At 41.4% G+C, this 21,677-nt stretch carries 21 protein-coding genes and 1 pseudogene; 7 read left to right on the top strand and 15 right to left on the bottom strand.

What is annotated here, in order from left to right; translation table 11 throughout:
• Nucleotides 1–6 precede the first annotated feature (6 nt).
• A complete protein-coding gene (locus tag AB5706_RS04135) occupies nt 7–510 on the bottom strand; it encodes an RNA polymerase sigma factor (protein ID WP_226815539.1) in 504 nt (167 codons plus the stop codon).
• A complete protein-coding gene (locus AB5706_RS04140; RefSeq protein WP_173736149.1) occupies nt 500–1,438 on the bottom strand; it encodes a hypothetical protein in 939 nt (312 codons plus the stop codon). The genes AB5706_RS04135 and AB5706_RS04140 overlap by 11 nt, the downstream gene beginning before the upstream one ends.
• Before the next feature lie 279 nt (nt 1,439–1,717).
• On the opposite strand from AB5706_RS04140, the gene AB5706_RS04145 reads away from it, so the two are divergent.
• Entirely contained in the window at nt 1,718–3,046 is a 1,329-nt protein-coding gene (locus AB5706_RS04145; protein ID WP_173736150.1) for a GHKL domain-containing protein, read from the top strand.
• Between the two features lie 15 nt (nt 3,047–3,061).
• Nucleotides 3,062–3,775 carry a LytR/AlgR family response regulator transcription factor gene (locus AB5706_RS04150; protein WP_173718912.1) on the top strand — a complete coding sequence of 238 codons (714 nt, stop codon included), beginning with the start codon at nt 3,062–3,064 and terminating at the stop codon, nt 3,773–3,775.
• Nucleotides 3,776–3,821: 46 nt separating this feature from the next.
• Here AB5706_RS04150 and AB5706_RS04155 read toward each other — a convergent pair whose 3' ends face one another.
• The 7 genes from AB5706_RS04155 to AB5706_RS04185 are packed head-to-tail and all read right to left on the bottom strand — an operon-like array spanning nt 3,822 to nt 11,852.
• Nucleotides 3,822–5,165 (bottom strand): ATP-grasp domain-containing protein, encoded by a 1,344-nt coding sequence (locus AB5706_RS04155; protein WP_148462066.1) that lies wholly within the window; start codon nt 5,163–5,165, stop codon nt 3,822–3,824.
• 22 nt (nt 5,166–5,187) lie between these two features.
• On the bottom strand, nt 5,188–6,972 hold the full coding sequence (locus AB5706_RS04160) for an ABC transporter ATP-binding protein (protein ID WP_148462065.1): 1,785 nt from the start codon (nt 6,970–6,972) through the stop codon (nt 5,188–5,190).
• Complete coding sequence (locus AB5706_RS04165) at nt 6,969–8,711, bottom strand: ABC transporter ATP-binding protein (protein ID WP_173717340.1); 1,743 nt, start codon at nt 8,709–8,711, stop codon at nt 6,969–6,971. Before AB5706_RS04165 ends, AB5706_RS04160 begins: the two co-directional genes overlap by 4 nt.
• Nucleotides 8,708–9,577, bottom strand: a complete 870-nt coding sequence (locus AB5706_RS04170) for an ATP-grasp domain-containing protein (protein WP_148462064.1) — start codon at nt 9,575–9,577, stop codon at nt 8,708–8,710. Before AB5706_RS04170 ends, AB5706_RS04165 begins: the two co-directional genes overlap by 4 nt.
• Nucleotides 9,578–9,612: 35 nt before the next feature.
• Nucleotides 9,613–11,337 carry a GH3 auxin-responsive promoter family protein gene (locus AB5706_RS04175; RefSeq protein WP_148462063.1) on the bottom strand — a complete coding sequence of 575 codons (1,725 nt, stop codon included), beginning with the start codon at nt 11,335–11,337 and terminating at the stop codon, nt 9,613–9,615.
• Between the two features lie 27 nt (nt 11,338–11,364).
• On the bottom strand, nt 11,365–11,667 hold the full coding sequence (locus AB5706_RS04180; RefSeq protein ID WP_148462062.1) for an STAS domain-containing protein: 303 nt from the start codon (nt 11,665–11,667) through the stop codon (nt 11,365–11,367).
• Between the two features lie 20 nt (nt 11,668–11,687).
• Nucleotides 11,688–11,852: a hypothetical protein gene (locus AB5706_RS04185; protein WP_173717341.1), complete on the bottom strand. Its 165-nt coding sequence runs from the start codon at nt 11,850–11,852 to the stop codon at nt 11,688–11,690.
• A 691-nt stretch (nt 11,853–12,543) separates the two neighbouring features.
• On the opposite strand from AB5706_RS04185, the pseudogene AB5706_RS04190 reads away from it, so the two are divergent.
• Nucleotides 12,544–13,433 (top strand): annotated as a pseudogene (locus AB5706_RS04190) (transposase).
• Between the two features lie 157 nt (nt 13,434–13,590).
• Here the strand turns inward: AB5706_RS04190 and AB5706_RS04195 are convergent.
• The 6 genes from AB5706_RS04195 to AB5706_RS04220 all read right to left on the bottom strand — a co-directional run bounded on the left by AB5706_RS04195 (nt 13,591) and on the right by AB5706_RS04220 (nt 18,489).
• Nucleotides 13,591–14,154 carry a DNA polymerase Y family protein gene (locus tag AB5706_RS04195; RefSeq protein WP_306467748.1) on the bottom strand — a complete coding sequence of 188 codons (564 nt, stop codon included), beginning with the start codon at nt 14,152–14,154 and terminating at the stop codon, nt 13,591–13,593.
• Nucleotides 14,155–14,458: 304 nt separating this feature from the next.
• The gene (locus AB5706_RS04200) at nt 14,459–14,857 is read right to left on the bottom strand and encodes an arsenate reductase ArsC (protein WP_173718909.1); all 399 of its coding nucleotides are present in this window, start codon (nt 14,855–14,857) and stop codon (nt 14,459–14,461) included.
• A gap of 25 nt (nt 14,858–14,882) precedes the next feature.
• Nucleotides 14,883–15,539 (bottom strand): thymidine kinase, encoded by a 657-nt coding sequence (locus AB5706_RS04205; RefSeq protein ID WP_173718908.1) that lies wholly within the window; start codon nt 15,537–15,539, stop codon nt 14,883–14,885.
• 62 nt (nt 15,540–15,601) lie between these two features.
• Nucleotides 15,602–16,534 carry a DUF1848 domain-containing protein gene (locus AB5706_RS04210; protein WP_173717344.1) on the bottom strand — a complete coding sequence of 311 codons (933 nt, stop codon included), beginning with the start codon at nt 16,532–16,534 and terminating at the stop codon, nt 15,602–15,604.
• A 44-nt stretch (nt 16,535–16,578) separates the two neighbouring features.
• The gene (locus AB5706_RS04215; protein ID WP_173772015.1) at nt 16,579–17,058 is read right to left on the bottom strand and encodes a pyridoxamine 5'-phosphate oxidase family protein; all 480 of its coding nucleotides are present in this window, start codon (nt 17,056–17,058) and stop codon (nt 16,579–16,581) included.
• 897 nt (nt 17,059–17,955) lie between these two features.
• On the bottom strand, nt 17,956–18,489 hold the full coding sequence (locus AB5706_RS04220; RefSeq protein WP_173772017.1) for a TetR/AcrR family transcriptional regulator: 534 nt from the start codon (nt 18,487–18,489) through the stop codon (nt 17,956–17,958).
• 6 nt (nt 18,490–18,495) lie between these two features.
• On the opposite strand from AB5706_RS04220, the gene AB5706_RS04225 reads away from it, so the two are divergent.
• The 4 genes from AB5706_RS04225 to AB5706_RS04240 all read left to right on the top strand — a co-directional run bounded on the left by AB5706_RS04225 (nt 18,496) and on the right by AB5706_RS04240 (nt 21,637).
• Complete coding sequence (locus AB5706_RS04225; protein ID WP_173717345.1) at nt 18,496–18,987, top strand: hypothetical protein; 492 nt, start codon at nt 18,496–18,498, stop codon at nt 18,985–18,987.
• A 159-nt stretch (nt 18,988–19,146) separates the two neighbouring features.
• Entirely contained in the window at nt 19,147–19,977 is an 831-nt protein-coding gene (eutJ, locus tag AB5706_RS04230; protein ID WP_173772019.1) for an ethanolamine utilization protein EutJ, read from the top strand.
• Between the two features lie 357 nt (nt 19,978–20,334).
• The gene (locus AB5706_RS04235) at nt 20,335–20,628 is read left to right on the top strand and encodes an autorepressor SdpR family transcription factor (RefSeq protein WP_187564839.1); all 294 of its coding nucleotides are present in this window, start codon (nt 20,335–20,337) and stop codon (nt 20,626–20,628) included.
• 181 nt (nt 20,629–20,809) lie between these two features.
• On the top strand, nt 20,810–21,637 hold the full coding sequence (locus tag AB5706_RS04240; protein WP_227199227.1) for an SdpI family protein: 828 nt from the start codon (nt 20,810–20,812) through the stop codon (nt 21,635–21,637).
• Nucleotides 21,638–21,677 lie beyond the last annotated feature (40 nt).

Below are 21,677 nucleotides of genomic sequence, written 5' to 3' on the forward strand. Positions count from 1 at the left end.
GAACGCCTATTCCCCCTGTTTTTCCATAATCATTCGCAACTTCTCCAGAGCACGTTTCTGTATCATCCTTACATTTCCCGGTGATAAATTCATCTGCCTGCCAAGCTCTGTGGAACTTTTCTGATAATAAAATCTTCCCAGAAGAATTTCCCGTTCTCTGTCAGAAAGCTGCTCCAGACTTTTTCTTAATGTCTCTTCTCTCATAATCTTTGCCACAATCTCTTCCGGCATTTTTTCCCGGGGAATTGTCTGCTGCTTCAGGATTTCCAGAGAATAATGAGTCTTTTTATCCCTATAATAGTTTTTCAGGCGGTTTGCTGTGATTGCATACAACCAGGTAGCTATACTACCTTTTTCTTCATCATAACTGTCCATATTTCTGTAAAAAGACAGAAATACATCTCCAGTCAGTTCTTCCGCTTCATACAGATCAGGAACTCTTTTATGTATAAATGTCAAAATTTTCAGATAATATTCCTGATAAATACGCTCAAACTCCTCATACTTCATCCTCCGCCTCTTCATAAGACTCAATCTCTGCATAGAGATGTGTGTCTTCTTTCACATCTTCCTCTGGCTCGTACAGTTCTTTACACTCCTTATCTGTATACATAATGTAATAAGAATTATCGTCATGAAGCATGATCCATACATGATTATCTGCTGGAACCGTGATTGTATAATCCTTTTCCTGCTCTGTACCAGGAGCTGCAGTAACTGTCACATTACGTACATCACCTTCTGCTTTTTCTGCTTCTTCGTACTTTTCACAGAGATCTGCTACATCCTCAGGCCTGTCCACGCCGTAGGAGAATTCCATCTTCGAAGCTTCTTCCGAAGTGCCGTCCTTATGATTCAGAATCTGAGTATGTTTCAGTGGTCTGTAATCATCCGAAGCAACCACATATTCCATAGAAATCCAGTCTCCCTCTGTGTAGGATTCTCCATCTCCCTGAGAATTCAATGTGCTCTGCGTAAGTTCTTCAGGTACCTTTGTCTGTATAATGATCGTATCACCATCTTCCTTCAGATCCGTCACTTCTTCCTCTATGGTTTCATCTGTGTAAAAGCTTATAAGATCATCTGCATTTCCATCTGCTTCATCAATATACAGACAGGAGAGATACTCATCTCCTTCTTTTCCGTATTTTAATTCGCCATCTTTATAGAGCATCTGGGTAGTACCATACATATCTACATACATCACTTCAGAATCTTCATAGTCATATACCTTTGTATTCTGCAGTATATATTCACAGGTAGCTTCATAGCTTTTATGATTGCTTACAAGACTGTCTGTTTCTCCTGCTTTCATCATCTGTTCCAGTGCATTGTCTTTTGTCAGTTCAGGTAACGTATCCGATGCCTGAACACTCACACATTCTGCTCCCAGAGTTCCCATAATCATTGCCGTCACAATAATCATTCTTTTCTTCATTTTTTAGTCTCCTTTTCTTATATTTTTTCCTTTACGATGCCAGTAAGAGCGAGCTTTCGGGCATTATACCGTATCAAAAGCTCTCCTCATTTTGACAGTTTTCTGTATCTGTATTATTTATGTTATTTGAATTTGACTTTCCTGTCTATATTTTTGCGTGAATAGTCAAAATATGGTGTGAAAAGACCTTCATATGATTTGATTTTGCCTTCTGCCAATGGTATACTTGTTTTTAATAGGTAACCTGACCATTATCTATTTTTATGACAGGAGGTTTTTATGATAGCATTGCGTTATTTCTGCGGATTTTCTCTTCAGATTTTTCCTTATGCATTTTTCTGTTTGTATACATTCCGGGATTGTTTCCGCCTAAGCACAAAAAAGGCAATGCGCATGGCACTGTCCATTTTTATTGTAATGGTCATTCCGTTTTCTCTTATCGCACAGTTCAACATCGGCGGTGATTACAAAGAGCTGATCTCGAATGCTATTTTTTATATTGCCTTGTTACTGTTCGGAATGTTGTACTGCTTTATCATCCAGGCAAAAACAGTAGAAAAACTGTTTGTATTTTTTGTTGTAATGAGCTACGGATTCTTTGTCACAAGTACTGTTACTTTTTTGCACCGTACTTTCCGGTTTCCGTCCGATCATTTTATGTATCCGCCCCTTGCACTGATTCTCACACTTATCATAAATCTGCTTCTTGCGAAACCATTTCTCATGCTGATGGAGCGAATCCGTACTATGATCAACGCTGATCTGGAATCACGTATCTGGAAGATTCTCTGCTCCCTCCCTGCTTTGTTTATTCTAATTGCCAGCATTGCACAATTCTCAAGCATAATAAATCTTTCCACCAATATGGTTGTCCATGCTATGTTTGTATTGTTTGCAGTATTTGCTTTCATAGTATATGCCGTATTCTTTAGTGTCATGGAATACATCCGCAGCAAACAGGAAGAACAGAGAATTTCCGAGCGGATACTGGAAAGCTACCGGAATCAGGCAGAAAACAATGAACATATTCTGGAAATGCACCATGAGATCCGGCATCATATGAATGCCCTGTCCGCCTATCTTAAACAGGAGGACTATGCAGGTGCCAGACAATATACGCAGAAATTTACTGAAGAAGCCGAACAGCTTCCTTTTGTCACCTACACAGCCAATGCTCTGGTCAATTCCATCCTTTTAGAATTTGCAGAACGTGCCAGCCGTTATAAAGCCATAGTGGAGTACAGTATTATCATTGGCAGAAAACTCAACATGGAAGACATTGATTTGTGCCGGATGTTGACAAATATATTGGAAAATGCAGTAGAAGGGTGTCAGAAGGTTTCTGAAGGACAGCGGATCATCCGGCTGAATCTCCATTCAAAGGGAAATTTTCTGTTTATTAAATGTGAAAACTCCTGCAATGAGGATAACTTGAGAATCACGAATGGAAAATATAAATCCAGTAAAAAGAACAGTGACAGACACGGTTACGGTCTTAAGATCATCAATGGAATCGCCGAAAAATACAATGGTATACTGAACGTACAGGTACGTGGTGGCTTTTTTGCTGTAACAACAACGCTTTGTCTTGACGAAAATAACGAATAATAGGAGGCTTTCACTATGTACCATATTGTCATCTGTGATGATGAACCGATTTTTTTAACACAGATATCTGAAATGATCATCGATATTTTAGCATCCATGGGAGAATCCTGCGAGATTCGAAAATATACTTCTATTTCAGAATTAAAAAATACATTGCAGAATACTCCTAAAAGCTGTGACATTCTGATTCTTGATATTATGCTGGGTGAAAACAATGGGATCAGCTTTGCAGAATGTCTCCATGACACTGGAAAACAAATTCCCGTTATCTTCATTTCCAGCAGTAAGGAATTTGTATTCGATGCATATTCTGCTGAACCTGTAGGTTATATCCTCAAGCCGGTCAGCCGTCAAAAACTTGCAGAAGCACTAACCCGTGCAATCCGACATCTGATTCCGAAATCCATTATAATCGACACTCCGTCCAGAACTGTATCCTTTCATATCAAGGATATTACCTATATTGAAATAATCAATAAAGAATTGCAGATTCATCTTCAGGATGGTACTGTCACGAAGATATATAAATCCCTTTCTGCAGTCCGTGAAATTCTGCCGAAAGATATCTTCGTGCAATGTCACAGATGCTACATTGTTTCTCTGTATGCTGTCCGTTCAATCAGACGCTTTGAAATCACACTGAATAATCAGGAAATAATCCCGGTCAGCAAATACAGCTACCGGGATGTCCAGGAACAATTACAGCAATACGCTGCAAAATGGTTTTAATTTCTGCAAACAGCAGAAAACGGCGGTCTTATCGACCGCAGAATTCTCATTGATATTTTGCAACAAGCTCTCCGGCATTTGCTTTCACATCATCGGAAACAAGCCCCGGGAATTCCTCTTCCAGTTCATTCAGGATATTCATAATATCTTCTTTTTCCTGATCGGTGCTGATAACAACCTCGCAATAGTTGATCTTCTCCATACCTGCCACTGAGGTTTCCAGCTGCATAATATAATCCACATGCGGATTCCCATATAATCGGATCAGATCCTCCTGCGACCTTGCTTTCATCTTAAAGTTCAATGCATATTTCAGGTTCCGTTTCATACTGTAATTTTTGTCAGTTCCGAGTATGCTGTCCACAAAAATAGATAGTGGATTTCTTCCCTCCATGGCAGCCGTTGTTGTTGTCATTCCGGACCATCTTGGATTAATTTCGATAATATACCATTCTCCTGCCCGGTAAACCAGATCGACCTGCACCGTTCCTTCAAATTTCAAACTCTGTGCCATATTAAGCAGTTCTTCCTGTACCTTTTCAAAATGATAGGAAGGATCCGTCACCGGACCAAATTTTACAGAGCTTAACGGATCTGTAATGCCCTCTTTTGTTACAGAAAAGGCGATCGGCGGAAGGACACTGTAACGTCCCTCTACACCATGAATTTCCGTTCCGAACTGTTCTCCCTGAATCAGTTCTTCCACCATTATATCTGAATTGTTCCGATCGGAATTAAGAAAGCTCTCTACTTCCTCATAGGAGTTCATGATTTCCACTCCGATTGACCCTGCACCTAATGTATCCTTCACAATGACCGGAAAGTTTATTTCCTTAATCCGATAAAAAACATATTCCTTATATACATTTACACTGACACCCGGATTCTTCTTCTCCGCAAGAAACAGCTCATGGTGAATATAGATTCCCTTTGCCGCTTTGACAAAGCTGCGGAACATGATATTACTACGCCACTTATCAAATGCTGCCACTGACACCAGCGTATTATTGGCAATGGTTGCAATTCCTCTTTTCTGTAATTCCTCAGCAATGAGAGCGGTCTTGATCGGTACCCAGTCAAAGGGAACGGCTCCCGATGCAATTGCTACAGCAATATCCGGTCTCTGCTGTGCAATCAGCTCTGCCGTATCCTCCGCACTCATTCCACTCTCCAAAAGCACGTATTTCACCTTCTCAGGTTTTTTGCAGATTTCCCCATCTGCCACGTCAAAAATGTAAGAACCATTCAGGGGTCCTGCTACAACAAATTCGCAGTCCGGATAAAGCCGGTCCATTTCATCCCAGGTATCTGCCCGGAACGGCTGGTAGGTTGTTTTTGTTGATGAATTGGAATGTGCTGATGTTGACGCACTATAAAATACAATACGCATAATCTCTTCCTCCGCCTATTTTCTATGATTCAAACTGTGCCTGATATAATCTGGCATAGGCTCCGTTTTGTGCTAATAGCTCTTTGTGGCTGCCCTGCTCCACGATATGCCCGTTCTCCATAACCAGGATTACGTCTGCATTGCGAATTGTGGACAGACGGTGGGCAATGACAAAGCTTGTCCGTCCCTCCCGCAGCTTATCAAGTGCCTGATCAATCATGGCTTCGGTTCTGGTATCTACAGAACTTGTTGCCTCATCCAAAATGAGAATATTCGGTTTCACAAGAAATGCCCTGCAGATCGTCAACAACTGCTTTTCTCCGGCAGAAAGGCTTGACATTTCATTGGAAATTACAGTCTGATAACCATCAGGCAGTGTACTTACAAACTGATCCACGAAGGTCTCCCGGCATGCATTCCGGAATTCTTCTTCCGTGATTTCCCGTTTCAAACCATATTTCAGATTGTCTCCGATCGTTCCTTTATACACCCAGGTGTCCTGCAGAACCATTGCAATGTTCTCCCGCAGGCATGCTCTTGTAAGGTCGTGAATTTCTACTTTGTCATCAAAAATAATTTCTCCAATGTTTACTTCATAAAATCGTTCGATCAGATTTACAAGTGTTGTCTTGCCGGCACCAGTTCCTCCAACAATAGCGACCATCTGGCCCGGTTCTACAACAAGGTTCATATGTTCAATCAGCTTCCTCTCAGGTACATAAGAAAAGCTCACATCCCGGAAATCGATCTTTCCCTGCAACCGGTAGCTCTCTCTGGCTTCCGGTTTTTCTTCAGCCTGATCTTCACTATCTAACAGCTCATAGATCCGGTCAAGAGACGCTATTCCGGACTGCAGTGAAGAATACGCCTGGGACAGCTTGGAAAAGGGTGTCTGAAACTGTCTGGTATACTGAATAAATGCCTGCACATCTCCGACCGTCATCTGTCCGGATATTACCCGTAAAGCACCTCCCAATGCCACAATCACATAATTCAGATTCGTAAAGAACCGGGACAATGGTTGAATCAGGTTCGATACGGCCATAGCTTTGAAGGAAGATTCATACAGCAGACGATTCTGCTTCCTGAAAGCTTCCACGAACTTCTCTTCCTGACCATAAAGCTTCACAATATTGTGTCCGTTCACACTCTCTTCCACATTACTGTTAATCATTCCGGTATAATACCACTGCTTCTGATATTCCTTACGCACAAACCTGGAAATCAGGGTCACAATCCAGCCCGAGACCGGAATAATGATCACAGTGATCAATGCCAGCCTCCAGTTAATTGCAGTCATCATGACAATCATCCCGACCAGCTGGAAAATACTGTAAATCGTATCTGCACCGGAAGAATTCAGAGTCGTGACCACATTATCAATATCATTTGTGGTCCGGCTCATGATATCTCCGTGACTGTTTGTATCAAAATAATTTAATGGCAGCGACCATAGCTTTGTCTCTACCTGACTGCGCAATTCTTTCGCCGTATCAGAGATGATCCGTGTGGAAAACCATGCGGACAGCCATTTCGATACGAACTGGATCAGAAAAATCACACTCGATATCCCTGCCCAGAAGAAAAACCGGTCCCAGTGAATGTTACTGCTTACCGGGTTTGACATATCCTGTACAATGGAATCCGTTGCATACCCCAGATACTGCGGTCCCAGCGCTGTAGCAACCGCTGAAATAATAATACTGAACAGCATAAGAGCGGTCAGCATCTTATTTTTAAAGAAGAAGAGCTTTAACAGCCGCTTGAAAGACCCCTTTTGTATGGTCTTTTTCTGCTTTGTACTCATGATGCCACCTCCTTATCTGTGGGCTGGGAAGCCACAATTTCCTGATAAGTCCGGCTGCTTTGCATGAGTTCTTCATGTGTTCCAACCGCTTCAATACGTCCCTGATTCATCACAAGGATCTGGTCAGCATCCTTAATGGTACTGATTCTCTGTGCAACAATAATCACAGCCGCATTCTGTGTAACCGGCTTCAGTGCTCTTCGCAGCTCCTGGTCTGTCCGGTAATCCAGTGCAGAGAACGAATCATCAAACAAATAGATGGAGGGTCTGCGGACAATTGCTCTTGCGATTGCAAGCCGCTGCCGCTGCCCGCCCGAAAAGTTTGTTCCCCCTTCGGAAATCTTCATCTTAAGACCACGTTCGTTTTTCTCCACGAATTCCTTTGCCTGCGCAATCGAAAGAGCCTCCCAGAGTTCTTCCTGTGTTGCATCCGGTTTTCCATCCCGCAGATTGTCCTCCAGCGTCCCCGAAAACAGGAAAGCCTTCTGCGGAACCATGCCGATTGCCTGATCAAGCTCATGCCTTAACAGCTTCCGGACATCCATGCCATCTACGAAGACCGTCCCCTCTGTCACATCTGCAAGACGTGGAATCATATCAAGCAAGGTAGTCTTACCACATCCGGTAGATCCGATAATCGCCGTCGTTTTACCCGGCTGTGCGCAGAAGGAAATGTCCTTCAATACAGGCTCCACCTGCTCATTATCCGGTGCATAGGAATACGTCACATGTTCAAAACATATTTCTCCCCGGAACTGCTCTGGCAAAAAAGCATCCTCTCTGTCCTGAATTTCACTTTCACTGTTTAAAATCTCTTCAATACGTGTAACCGATACCTCGGCTCTTGGCAGCATAATAAAAATCATGGAAGCCATCAGGGTTGCTGTCAGAATAAAGGATATGTAGGTTACGAAGCCGATCACCTGTCCAATCTGTACCTGACCGTTCCCCGCCATACGGCCGCCAAGCCAGATCAGCGAAATATTGGCAAAGCTCATTGTCAGGGTAAAGATTGGCTGCATCAGCCCTGTAATCTTACCGATGCTGGTATTAATCCTTGAAAGATCTCCGTTAATCCGTTCAAAGCGTTCCTTCTCGCCTTGTTCCTTCGTAAAGGCCTTTACCACACGGATACCGGAAATCTGATCCCTGAGTACGGTATTCATCTCATCTATTTTCGTCTGCTGTTCTCTATAATAAGGAAGGATCAGCTTTAAAAATACCACAGAAACCCCAAGCAGCAGAGGTATCGTCACAAGCAATACCACCGAAAGCTTCACGCTTTGGGACAAGGCAAGCACAAGACCTCCGATAAACATCATCGGTGCTGCGATAATCGCGGTAAATAAGAACGTAATAAACTGGATTACCTGCTGTACATCGTTTGTTGCCCTTGTAATCAGCGTAGGAGCTCCCATGCTTCCGATCATCCTGCGTGAAAAATGTATCAGCTTCTCATAAACCTGCTCCCTCAAATCCCGTCCGGTCATCAGTGCCACCTTTGCTCCGAAAATACCAGCCAAGGTTGATAGCAGTAACTGGATAAGAGCTATTCCCAGCATGAGAATTCCCTGATGCATGATATATGCAGCATCCGCATTCGCCACACCATAATCGATCACTCTGGAATTGATTGTTGGCAGATACATGGTTAAAAAGGACTGACCAAGCTGCAGTAAAATGACCAGTATCAAAAGTCCCCTGTATGGGCTTAATACTCTTCGCAAAAATCCGGTCATGCCTGTCCCTCCATAAAATCATCAATAACGGAAGCATATGCATCCATCATCTTACGCCCCGGCATACCCGGAAATGCATTTACCTCTGCCAGCACATACTCTCCATCACCAATCATAAGATCCAGTCCGATAATCGGAAGATCAAATATGGACGCCACCTTTTCACAGAATACCTTTTCTTCTTCGGTAAGAGTCTTCTCCTGTGTAGTTCCACCCACATGTACATTCGAACGGAATTCATCAGGATTCGATGCATGGCGCTCCATCGAAAAATAATATCTGCCATGGAGAACAACAACACGGATGTCTCTTCCTTTGGAAGTAGCAATATATTCCTGTGCCACATAAGCCTGTCCATAGGAAAGAGTTGCAAAGTAATCCTTAAGCTCCTGGCCGTTATGGATCAGTTCTACACCAATCCCGCCAAATCCACTGTCCGGCTTCACAACAAATGGATAACCAAAACGACCAGACAGTGTTTCGGGATCAGAATCTTTGAAAAACACCATCGTATCAGGCACCCGTATTCCATTCTGTGCAAATCTCTGATAAGTTGCAATCTTACTTCTTGCGACCTGAAGCTCACGCAGATTTAAAATAGATGGAATTCCCGCATCCTGAAGCATATTCTCCAGAATAAATCCATCCGTGGATCCAAGTAGTGGCCAGAAATAATCCGGCTTTTCCATTTTTTCGCCCAGACAGGTGATCACAAGTTCCCCGTTCCTGCAAATTTCAATCGTGGAATATTCGCAGAAAAGCACTTCCTTATCTTTACCTATCAGTGCCTGCATCTGCCTTCTTCCATTTGTCTTAACATCTTCCACAGTACTGTCCTGGCTTGCTACTAAAGCTAAAATTTTCATAGGCTTCTCCTTTTATTTTCACAAAGTCCTTCCATTTATTTTACAAGCTCCACCCCGTATTCTGTCTGACTGAAAAAGAATTTCCGCTGCAGTTCATTCCGGATGATGTGCACAGGCTTCAGCTGTGCCGGCGCAATTCCCTTCATTATCATCAGATCACGGTATAAGCTATATGTCTCCGGCTCTAAGATATTTAACTTAGTTGGCGCACAGATTCCTTTTGCCACCTTATCTCCCATGGACGGATTGGCCTTAGCAAGATTCCTCTCCAGAAAAAAACGGATTTCCTTTGCTTTCATCCCCTCCGGAAGGCTTTCGATTTCCATAAAATAAGTATAACGTGGAGGAACATGTTCAACATCCGGATATACTGTAAAATCAATCATGTCAAAGCCAAGCTGCTTTGCTGTATCCTCTGCGGCAGTCCTGAGTGCCACTTCTGTTGTCTTCTCCCCCATAATACTGACTGTCTGATCAATACGTCCGATGAATTCCAGAATCGGCAGATTCTTATATTTTCCTGCAATCTTTACCGCATCACGCATACGATACCGGTAAAAACCGGAAAGATTCGTAACAATCACTTCATATTCTTTACCTGTCTCAAGCTGATCTATCGTTACTATTTTGGAGAAATCATCATCTGCGTCTGTCGGCAGAAATTCATAGAACATACTGTCCGGAACCGGCACGCTCTTCTCATCATTTAACCGGTACGGGACACTGATCATGCCTTCAGATGCATTAATTCCGGTAAAATAACGGGCTATTTTTTCTCCCATATATTTCTCTTTGATCTTATCAGCATAAACCTTAAATCCACCGGAACCGACACCGGTAAGGAACTGTGCATGAGGCCACAGCTTCGGTACAATCGGTTCCTCAAACCCCTGCATGAAAATTCCCCTCAGTTCCTGCGCTCTCTCCGGCATGGGCTGAATTTTCTTTAAGAGACTGGAACGGACTTCCTCTGACATTTTAATACCCAGATCAATCGTTCCCTGTTCAATATCATTAACCAGAAGCTCCCAATGCTGTTCCATATAACGCAATACTTCCAGTAAAAATCCAAGAAAGTTCGCTGCCATATTCGTAAGATCCTGGTCCATCAGTCCGAAACGTGCATGCAGATATCTGGTGTTGGTTTCCGATTCCGGATAAATTGCTTCATCGGGAGATGTAAAACTCATTCCGAGGTAAGGGCGGAATTCACCGATCATTTTTACTGACAAAGCCCCATAAGTAACACCGCTTTTCACGTGCTGGATCTCTGCAATGGATTCCGCAATGGACATATTCCGTCCGTTGATCCAGTCTTCTCCGAGTTCTTTTGCGACCAGACCCATACGGTAGGGACCATTATACTTCTGAAAAACCTGAAAAGCCTCTTCCGTCAACGGTATACGCTTGGGATTTCCAACCGTTCCTGAAGACTTGTTATAATGTACAACCTTACCGGAGGTAATCAGATTCTCCTCCCCATCCTCACTCATTCTTAAAATATAGCCTGCATAATCATCGTATACACTGACCGGAACCTTCTTCTGGTATTCTTCTATGGAATGAATATTCGCAAAGCCATATTTCCTTCCATATTCCGTATCCTTATTTTGTTCCAGAATCCTTAAAAGCAGCTTTTCATTTTCCCCCATGGGATCCTCTGCCATCCGATTCAATGCTTCCACTACCGGTATTCCCAATTTGATCTGTTGCAGATTCCCCTGTCCGGCAGGTGTTAATTTTCTCTCTTCAATTGTCATATTCTTTTCCCCATTTTCATCTGTCTTTTATTGTTCGACTGTCAAAATACTGTCAAATCCGGTTGCTTCAAATACTTCCATAATAATTTCATTGACATGCTTTACAACCATACTTCCCTTTGCTGCATTCATTTTCTTCTGACAGGATAAAAGAACTCTTAATCCGGCACTGGAAAGATACGCAAGATCGGTAAAGTCCAGAACAAGCTCAGTAACTCCATCAAGCTTTTGGAAAATCTCCTTCTCAAATCCCGGTGCTGTTGCAGAGTCCATTCTTCCTTCCAAAGCAACCTCCATTTTCTTTCCCTGTGTTTTAACATCAAATTTCATTGATTTAACCCCCTTGTATTTTATACATATGCGGTAACTATTTTATCTGAATCCGTGCTTTCTTCAGTTCCCTGTTCTTTATCTGAATTTGTGTTTTCTGTATCAGTATTTTTCTCTTGATGATCCTGATCCGTAATATCTGCTTGATCTTCTTTTACAGGTAATTCTGAATCTTGTTCCATCATAAGAATATTGCCTGCATACACGGTTGTTGCTACAATACTTTGACTTAAAGTACTGAACAGCAATACAAAAGATAGCAAACATGCTTTCTCTATTTTTTCTCCTTTCTTCTTTTAACTGTTTTTATATCTATATTATATATATTATTTAAATCTAGTTTCTCTGTCTATATTTTTGCGTGAATAGTCAAAATATAGTGTAAAAAGACATTCATCTGATTTGATTTTGCCGTTTGCAAAGCTCTTCTTTTGATAAAAGATTAACTTCCTGATTTTCTATATTCCGTATTACTGAATTTTGATTTTCACAATTATTAGGCGGCTCATTCTAGTATTGTTCCATACTTTTAAAAGTAAGAAAGCCTGCAATCACTCCGGTTCCCAGAGAAATTAACAGGCTGATCAATAAGGGTTTTTGCTTCATTAAAGAGCTCCCTTTATTTTTAGAATTAATTTATTATATTCTGCTGTCATGGAGACATTCTACTTTTGGCTGCGTTACTGAGAATATTATCTATTGTCTGCTTTATTGGTTTTTCCTGAATCCGTGAAGTTGATTTCCTCACATACTCCTTAAACCCTATAGTTTCATGCTTTTGCAATATTTTTTTCCAATATTGTTATTCACCCACCAGGTGAAAGCAGTCTGTGGTAAAATAGACATAACAAAATCTATGGATTGGAGTCTTTTACCATGAATAACAACCACCGAATCACACTGAACACCAATAAGAACATTATTGTTGAGTTTACAAATGAACGTATTATCCCAGCCAGCGGTCTGGCTGTTGTTGGCGCCCTCCTTGGGAAAAGCGATTTCATCAAAAAACTCAATCGCATGGACGTGACATCCAATCGGTCTCAGCATCAGATTAAAAATGGTGATATTGTACTCACTTACCTTGGAATGCTTTGCATGGGCAAACCTTACTTTGAAGCTTTTTCATTATCAAGCGAAAACTTCGCCGAGAAAGCACGGATGACTGGTTTGAAATGGCAAAGCAGTATTGCCGGAATGTAACCAGTCCCAGAGACGGAAAAACCGTCTATATAGGCAGTGACTGGAAAACCGTTACCAGTAAGCAGTTCAATACAGAGTATACACTCCGTGCCGGATACGAGATTACAGAGCGAACCATTGATAAGTATGGTCAGTTCAACCTTGTTCCCGATATTGAAGTTGAAGCCTGGTGGACAAACCTTGGTGACCCGGATGAGGAAATCATCAGTCTGTATCATGCCCATGGGGAATGTGAGCAGTTTCATAGTGAGGTAAAAACAGACATGGATCTGGAGCGGCTTCCATCCGGAAAGTTCGCGACCAATGCACTGATACTCGAATTAGGGATGATCGCATATAACATTCTCCGTATGATCGGTCAGGGCACAATTGGAGGACGGGCACCCCGTCAGAAGAGGGATGTTAAACGCCGTCGTTTACGCACAGTTATCAGCAACCTGATTATGATGGCAGGACATATAACCATGCATGCACGCCAGTTGATAACCGGCCTCGGAAGAAGCAACATCTGGCGACATATATTTTCTGATATCTGTCAGAAATATGCTGTCACAAACTCATAAGTAACAAAGCAATTTTATAGCAGGCTTATTTCGTGTACCCTTTTTTGCCCAGTGACTGCTTTTGTTCCCGGTGCTGATACAGAAAAAGCCACAGAAGTATGCTCACATCATGAAACAAACTTACCTTTGGAAGATTGGTTCTCTTAAAGAATGAACTTCACGGATTCAGGTTAGTTGCTAAGTCTCTTGGTGTGGTGGTACTGTTACCAATGGACTTAATGGGAGCCGCATAGCCTTCTGGTTCAACAGGAGAATCATCCCAGCCATTTGCAAAGGAATATAAGACCAGTCCCATCTTCCCGAACAGTCGTTCCAGGAAATCTGGATCTGACGTTGCAATTTTCCCAATGGTTTTGATCCCATAACGGTTTAACATCGTTCTGGTAGATCTTCCGACATACAAAAGGTTAGCTGCAGGAAGATTCCAGACGATACTCTGGTAATTTTCTTTATGAAATTGGGTGATCGCATCTGGTTTTTTATAATCGCTTCCAAGCTTAGCAAAAATCTTATTCCACGAAATCCCGATACTGACTGTGATCCCCAATTCCTTTTTTACACGGCTTCTAATCTCATCTGCAATCTTTTTTTCATCCCCTTTTAAGGCGGTACTTCCAGTCACATCCAGCCACGCTTCATCACATCCATAAGGCTCCACCAGATCGGTATACTCTCCATAAATCTCCTGCAGCATGGAAGAAAACTGTAGATAAAGCTCCATTCTGGGCGGAACAACAACCAGATCCGGACAGGCACTTCTTTACCCCCTTTTGCGTAGCAGTATAATTTGCTGTCAGAACAATCCCACGTCTGGATGCCTGATACGCTTTAATCGCAGGCTTGTTCAAAACTCTGGACCAGTACGCAGCGATCTGGTAATGTGCAGACCCACATACAGCCTCCATGTGATATGATTTCTTCTGGTATTCCACACCTTTCCATGATTATTGGCAGACGTCTTGGTATCCAGATTATCAAGCATGCTTCATCTATCTGTTCCTATCAAAATATCGTTTTGCAAGTTATCAAGACGCATTCTTCTTTAATTCAAGGATTTTCTTCCTGATTTCTTCTATAACTAATTTAAACGCCTCATCGTTTTTTCCCGTTGGATCTTCCAGTCCCCAGTTATCGTCAAAAGGCCTGTCAATAAACGGACACCCTACATTGCATCCCATGGAAATCACGATATCAGGAGTTGGAATATCGCGAATCAGTTTGCTGTACTGACCATCTGCTTCCATATCTATTCCATATGACGTTTTCATAATCCGGACTGCATCCTGATTGATCTGCGGTTTTGTCTCTGTGCCGGCAGAATAGCTTTCAAATATATCAGATGCCAGATGCTTTCCAAATGCTTCTGCTATCTGGCTGCGGCATGAATTATGGACACAGATAAAAGCTGCCTTTTTCTTACTCATAGAAGAGTCCCCTTTCTCTTATATCTTACTCCTTTTCCATAATTTTACAGTTCCTCCTGGTGCTCGTTTCATTTTCTGCTCCAGCTTCTTTCCATAATTTTCCTTCTTTGTAGTGCTTCCGGCAAAGCGCCACATAGCTTTCATTGGAGCCAAGCATGATCTGCGCACCCTCCCGTACAATTTCTCCATTTGCATACCGGGTATTACACTGTGCACGTTTTCCACACCAACAGACAGTCGGTACTTCCTCAATGACATCTGCAATCTCCATCAGACGTCTGGAGCCAGGAAATAAGCGGTTGCGGAAATCGGTGCGCAGTCCATAGCAGATCACTGGAATATTATAAAAATCCACAAGGTCGGACAAAGTGTCTATTTCCGCTTCCGAAAGGAACTGCGCTTCATCCACCAGAACTGCATCCACTTTCTTTCCCTGATACCGGTATTCTGTATTTTCTTTTTTCCAGATCGTAGAGATCTCTTTTAAAAATTCATCCACGTATTCTGCTGAAGCAGATAATCCCATACGAGACTGGATCTTGCGTTCTCCATCCCGGCTGTCTGTTCTTGGTTTTAACAAAACGGCATACTGACCGCGCTCTTCGTAGTTATAACGGACCATTAGTATGTTTGCTGATTTCGAGCTTCCCATTGCTCCGTAGCGGAAATATAATTTTGCCATTTTCAGACTCTCCTTATGCTCAGTGTTCTTTCAAAAGCTTTTCCATATAGCTTTTCCTTCTATCAATCAAATTTCAGAACCAGTTGTCCGTCGATCCAGCTTTTCTGATCCGCCTGATGTATTTTATCATCCGCTTTTAAATTTCCAATCAAAAACGGGGATTTCGGATCATGCAAAGCATAATTCTGACGAACCGTTTTGGTATCGTAATTAGCATAACAATATTTGCATCCATGAAGGCAGGTATTATATGCTCCAATATCATTTCCCATAAAACAGGCACATTCTTTCCGTAGTGGCTGCTTTTTCGGTATATCCAGCGTGGTATGGAGGGCTTTTTCGTATGTTTCCTGTGTCATACAGCCATTGCAATCTGCCCCATAACAGGCTAATTCTGTTCCTTCTCCACAGGGATATACTTTCATTCCATGTGCCGCGGCTATCTGTATCATGGTTTTCCCAAGTGACAGACGTTTTTCTTTTGGTACAGCTTGGGCTTCCGGAAAATTTCTTCTCACTTTCTGGTACAGGTCGATGAAACTGATCACGCAGGTATGGGTATAGCCCTCAAGGGCCTGTGCGATCTGTGTAAACTTTTGGATATGGACCTCTGGCGTATAAGTCTCATTCAGGAATATAGGGTCATAACGCCATCCCATGGAATCCGGTCCTGTAATCTCAGCCAGTTGCCGAAATGTATCTATTACCGCTTCTACATCTGGAACCAGAGGCTCTATTTCTTTTCCATAAGGGGTAATGGTAACGAACCAGTACATTCCATATGTTTTCAGTAAATCCATGTGTGAAAGCATAGGCGCCGGATTTTTCGAGCAGAACGCAATCAGATCTACCACAGAAGGCGAAAAGGTATATCTTGTTACCTGCTGCGGCTGATATGGATTCCGAACCATCACGTAGCCCTCTTTTATCCGGTTACACAGCCATTCCGAATAAAACGCCGGGATATCCGTCCGCATACCGGTCTGAATAATCATAAATGTGTTCCCTTCTTTTTTATGTCAGCAAACTCTCTTACATATTATTTCTCATTTACAAGCTTCCCTGTCATATGCTCAATTCTGATTGCAAATAGCTGGACACGGCTTCTTGCAGAACCATTCATTTCTTTTTCTACTTCTTCTACTGTAGGGTAATATTTTTCTGCCAGTTTTCGAAGACGGTCTTCTATAATCTTGATATCTGTGATAAGTTCTGCTTTTCCAAACACAACAACACTTGTGGCATTCCACTCCCAGTGCCCTTCTTTTTTGAAACCCTGGTTCCAGGTTGTCAGACACACTTTATTACATTTCTGGATTGCATCCATCTTGTGTCCTTCTCTGGCTCCATGAAAATAAATCGTATGATCAGCCTCTTCATAGTAAAAATTAATTGGAATGGTATAGGGATACCCTTCATCACCAATTACAGAAAAAGCAGCTCTTTTTTCATCTTTTAATATTTTTTTACATTCATCTTGTGAAACCTGTTGCTTAAATCTTCTCATCTCGCGAAACATAAGATATCCTCCTGCCAATTATTTTGCTTTTCAATGGAATCTCATTTTTTAGATTACATTTTGATTAAGGCAAACTCCATTTTTCATCTATATAGATTACCAGACAATTCAATTGGAAAGAATCACATTCAGAGCAGTTCCAGTTTTTCTCAGAATTGCTCTTTTTGTTTGCTCTGAATCTGATACTTTCCTAATGAATTGTACCATATGCAAATAGAATTTACAAACATTTGTTCTGCTTATTTTCAAAAAATAGTGCGCCTAGCTCATCACTGAAGTAACGAGAATGCGACGCACAGTTTTTCAAAACTTTATCCATATGTTTTCCCTGTAACTTTCCAAAAATATTTGAAAAGGGACTGTTTCCAGCCCCTTAATTTCTGTAAATTTCCTTACAGATATGAACAACATGACAATTTGTGCCCCGGATATCTTTAATCTGCATACCACGATGGTTCATTTATATACCGAATAGTTCTTCTCCAGGAGCATGTCTCGCACTTAAAGCATCCCATTTCGGTTCTTCCATCGCTATATTCAACACGTCGCTCCTCATGTGGTTCAATTGTTCTATGAGTGAAGCAGAAATGCTCTTTATTATTTATTGATTGTCCGTCACACTGGATAATTATATCTAAAAAGTTTACAGCTTCTGTAATGTCTTTAAATCCATTAATTTCCTCAGGTTCAGGATCCTTAAAGAGTAAAATACGTGGCATTTATTTCTTTGTCTATTACTTCTTTATGGCCTGTTGCCTTCACTGCTTTCTGTGCTGCAAATACTGCACCGCAGATTTCACAGTATCTTACTTCCGTTAATCCATCTTCTGTGCAGGTCGCTGCTACTTCTGACAGGTTTTTGTCAGTCCTTTTATACTTATATAATTTTCAAAATATTTACTTTTCTGCCAAAACTGCTTCAAATCCTTCTTCTGCTTTTCTTACTGTGTCTTCTATGATTTTCTCTGCAATTGGTTTCAGATCCATTTTTAAGATCTGACCTATTACTTCCTCTTGTTTGGCTTCCGGTACTTTATATAAGGTAAAGCAGCATTTCAGTAATCTTCTTAATTTATTCTCCATGGTAAAATAGAGGTCGCATTTTTTTGCCATAAATCCTCTGGTGATTCCGGCAGAGGCAATGTCCATTTCATAAAAATCTTTCAATTCTGCTTCTTTTATATATTGTGAAAAAATATGCTGAATCTTCTGCGCCGTGCTCATATAAATATATTCTGAAGTAGTAGGAAGAGAATATCCTACCACATATAATTCCCTCAACGGTTCTGACAATTCGGCTATGTACATCTGTATCGAAACTTCTACTCCATAGACAAGCAACGGATCCGGAGTTTCCCCTAATAATTTCTCCGCCTTATCAAACTGGCTTCCAAACATTGTTTTGACCAGGGTAAGCAGCAAGGTATTCACAAGTATATGCGAAGCAGTAATGTTCCGTATCAGGATATGCTTGCATTGGTGGAAAGGCATTTTTCTGTACTCAGGCAAAATTCTATGCGGTACTACTCTATATTCACGGAAAAAGGGCTGCTGGATCTTTTCAACAGCAATGTTATTGTAGATTTACCGCCTCAGTTTGTACCTCCTCTTGAGCACGAAGACATTCTTGCCATGCTCAGGCAGCTGCGGTCAGATATTGCAAAGGATAATATTTGTGGCCTTATCACCCGCCCGACACAGCTGAAACTTCCTGACTATCTGTCCATTTCTGTCAGTGCGCAAAACAAGATTAATATTTACCCGACAAACGCTTTTTTATTTGGCACATATTGTTGTAATATTCATATTTCAGACGAATCATTGTGCCGGATCTTTCAGGATTTCGTTCAGTCACTGCCAGGAAGTCCTATGGTATATTCAAAGGAGGACTGTTTAAAGCTACTGGATCAGCTTACTTTGCCATTTTAATTTACGCCGGCAATGAGCCATATTCCGGGCAAAATTATTGTTTTTTCGCCTTTTTTCATATATAATAAATACATTATCGCTGCGAATCACTGCAAAATATGAATGTATCAGTACACTGATTCACAGCTTCCAGATTTATTAGAAATGGAGTGTTCGGATATGGAACTAAAAAACAGAACTTTATCAAATTTTGCAGAACTGGTACGCACTGGTGAATGTAAAAAATTCAGAGGGCGTTTGAAGGTAGGCGTGGATCTTGGTACTGCGAACACGGTTCTTGCAGTTGTAGATAGTACGAATCGTCCTATTGCCGGTGTCTCTGCACCCTCCCATGCAATCCGTGACGGTGTTATTGTGAATTATTACGAATCTGTTCAGCTGGTTACAAAATTAAAAGAAGAACTGGAAGAAAAGCTGGGCACGGAGCTTCTCTATGCCGCTGCTGCCATTCCTCCGGGAGTTTCAGAAGGCAGTGTGAAGAGCATTGGATATGTATTGGAAGGTGCCGGTTTCGAAGTAACCAACATTGTTGACGAACCTACTGCGGCCGCTGCTGTATTAAAGATTACCGACGGTGCAGTTGTAGATGTGGGCGGCGGCACAACCGGCATCAGCATCCTCAAGGATGGCAAGGTAATCTATACGGATGACGAGGCAACTGGGGGCAGCCATATGACGATGACAGTTGCCGGTCATTACCGGATTCCCTACGAAGAGGCAGAGGTTCTGAAGACCACTCCGGAAAAAGAGAAGGAAATTTTTCCGGTTATTAAGGCAACGGTTGAAAAAATGGCATCCATTACCGAGAAATTTCTAAAAGGCTATGAGATACCTGCAGTTTATGTGGTAGGCGGCTCTGCAAGCTTTCAGGAATTTACCAGCGTGTTTGAGAAGAAGCTGAACCTTCCAGTTTACCGGCCGGTTCATCCCCTTTTGGTCACACCGCTTGGAATCGCTTATAACTGCCAGCTTCCACAAAAAGCTCACTGATTCTAATAACAAAAAGCTCTATCGTATTTTGATCTGTCCAAAAGTTAGATTTTTGGTGCTTCAAAATACGATAGAGCTTTTATGTTGCAAATAAGTGAATTTCAGTTTTCTAGTATGGCTCACGCCCTGCCAGGCATTCACTTTTCAGGAGACGTTTGACAATAATCTTCTCCGGATGGGCAAGGATGGCGGCATCAAACAGATCTGTTTCTGCAGAACAGGGAAAACCATGCTTCTGTCTTTATTTGCTACCCAGGCAGTTTTTTGAAGTAACTGGTTCTTGACACATGATATCCCTTGCATTATAATACGTTTAACAATTAGGTTAAATGTTAAATAAAGGGGTGTGATGAATTTTTGGGTATACAGGATACATTAAAAGCACTGGCAGATCCAATACGACGTGAGATTTTGAACTTATTGAAGAATGGGCGGCTTTCAGCCGGAGAAATATGCGCACATTTTTCAGTAACGGGAGCATCCATATCAAGACATCTGGCAATATTGAAGGAAGCTGATTTGATCCGAAACCAAAGAGAAGGAAAGTTTATTTATTATGAATTAAACACTTCCGTATTGGAAGATGTCATGCTGTGGATCACAAATTTGAAAGGAGCATCAGACGATGAAGGAAATGATAAAAAAATATAGAGGTTCATTAATCAGCTCTATACTGGTAATTTTTGTAGGAGTCCTGGTCGGTTTTACGAGTACACACGGTAAATGGATAAATGTATTTTTTGTAGTAACGCACTGTATATTTGTAGCAATCATATTTTATGATAACAGAAGCCGACAACAGAGCCCTAAAGTTATAGGAATGGCTATATGGATGATACCTGTTATTACATTGCTCTATAATGGCATTGCCAGATTGGTAAATACCGGGGCAGATATGGAGAACCTGTTTATGGCATTCATGTATTATGGAACAGGCTTACTGTTCATGGTTATAGGAAATTATCTGCCAAAGGTAAAACAGAACAATACGATAGGGATCCGGGTTATATGGACATTGCAGGATGAAGAAAATTGGAATGCAACTCATAGATTCAGTGGAAAACTATGGATGGCATCAGGTATTCTGTGTATGCTTTGTGGTCTTTTTGAGGAAAGTATGGCTGCTCTTGTTTTGTATATCGTAAGCATTATGGCAGCTGCAATCATCAGCATTCTCTATTCTTATCTCTTTTATAAGAAAAAGATAGCGACCGGAGAAAAATTAAAAATTCAGTATAACAAAAAAACAATTGGAGTATCAGGTATCATAGCCATTTTAACCATTATATTCGGTATATGGACGTTGTTTTTGGGAAGTATTGAGATTCGTTTCGAGGATAAAGATTTTACTATTGAGGCACAAGGCTGGAGCGATTATACAGTAGACTATACGCAGATTGACAGTATCTCATATGAAGAAAATTCATCTCAGAGCTGGAATGATTATAGAACCAATGGTTTAGGAAATCTTAAATATGCTATGGGAAATTTTAGAAATGATGTCTATGGAGATTATATCCGGTATACCCATTCATCCTGTCATTCATATGTAGTCATGAGTATAAATGGAAAAATATTGGTCGTAAATGGTGCAAATGATTCAGCGACAAAGGAAATCTATCATACTATTAGCGAAAAGATGTCAAATGAATTAGAATAACATCAGTTACAAAAAAGCTTGACCACAACAATTCTGCAAA

It is taken from the genome of Ruminococcus sp. RTP21484sp1_RTP21277st1_D2_RTP21277_210401 (assembly GCF_040924225.1).
GTDB classification, from domain to species: Bacteria; Bacillota; Clostridia; order Lachnospirales; family Lachnospiraceae; genus Blautia_A; species Blautia_A faecis.

Excerpts from the sequence above, each read along its gene's own strand:
- AB5706_RS04135 (WP_226815539.1), bottom strand. The coding sequence starts at position 510 with ATGAAGTATGAGGAGTTTGAGCGTATTTATCAGGAATATTATCTGAAA.
- AB5706_RS04140 (WP_173736149.1), bottom strand. The coding sequence starts at position 1,438 with ATGAAGAAAAGAATGATTATTGTGACGGCAATGATTATGGGAACTCTG.
- AB5706_RS04145 (WP_173736150.1), top strand. The coding sequence starts at position 1,718 with ATGATAGCATTGCGTTATTTCTGCGGATTTTCTCTTCAGATTTTTCCT.
- AB5706_RS04150 (WP_173718912.1), top strand. The coding sequence starts at position 3,062 with ATGTACCATATTGTCATCTGTGATGATGAACCGATTTTTTTAACACAG.
- AB5706_RS04155 (WP_148462066.1), bottom strand. The coding sequence starts at position 5,165 with ATGCGTATTGTATTTTATAGTGCGTCAACATCAGCACATTCCAATTCA.
- AB5706_RS04160 (WP_148462065.1), bottom strand. The coding sequence starts at position 6,972 with ATGAGTACAAAGCAGAAAAAGACCATACAAAAGGGGTCTTTCAAGCGG.
- AB5706_RS04165 (WP_173717340.1), bottom strand. The coding sequence starts at position 8,711 with ATGACCGGATTTTTGCGAAGAGTATTAAGCCCATACAGGGGACTTTTG.
- AB5706_RS04170 (WP_148462064.1), bottom strand. The coding sequence starts at position 9,577 with ATGAAAATTTTAGCTTTAGTAGCAAGCCAGGACAGTACTGTGGAAGAT.
- AB5706_RS04175 (WP_148462063.1), bottom strand. The coding sequence starts at position 11,337 with ATGACAATTGAAGAGAGAAAATTAACACCTGCCGGACAGGGGAATCTG.
- AB5706_RS04180 (WP_148462062.1), bottom strand. The coding sequence starts at position 11,667 with ATGAAATTTGATGTTAAAACACAGGGAAAGAAAATGGAGGTTGCTTTG.
- AB5706_RS04185 (WP_173717341.1), bottom strand. The coding sequence starts at position 11,852 with ATGATGGAACAAGATTCAGAATTACCTGTAAAAGAAGATCAAGCAGAT.
- AB5706_RS04195 (WP_306467748.1), bottom strand. The coding sequence starts at position 14,154 with ATGGAGCTTTATCTACAGTTTTCTTCCATGCTGCAGGAGATTTATGGA.
- AB5706_RS04200 (WP_173718909.1), bottom strand. The coding sequence starts at position 14,857 with ATGAGTAAGAAAAAGGCAGCTTTTATCTGTGTCCATAATTCATGCCGC.
- AB5706_RS04205 (WP_173718908.1), bottom strand. The coding sequence starts at position 15,539 with ATGGCAAAATTATATTTCCGCTACGGAGCAATGGGAAGCTCGAAATCA.
- AB5706_RS04210 (WP_173717344.1), bottom strand. The coding sequence starts at position 16,534 with ATGATTATTCAGACCGGTATGCGGACGGATATCCCGGCGTTTTATTCG.
- AB5706_RS04215 (WP_173772015.1), bottom strand. The coding sequence starts at position 17,058 with ATGTTTCGCGAGATGAGAAGATTTAAGCAACAGGTTTCACAAGATGAA.
- AB5706_RS04225 (WP_173717345.1), top strand. The coding sequence starts at position 18,496 with ATGCGAAGCAGTAATGTTCCGTATCAGGATATGCTTGCATTGGTGGAA.
- eutJ (WP_173772019.1), top strand. The coding sequence starts at position 19,147 with ATGGAACTAAAAAACAGAACTTTATCAAATTTTGCAGAACTGGTACGC.
- AB5706_RS04240 (WP_227199227.1), top strand. The coding sequence starts at position 20,810 with ATGATACCTGTTATTACATTGCTCTATAATGGCATTGCCAGATTGGTA.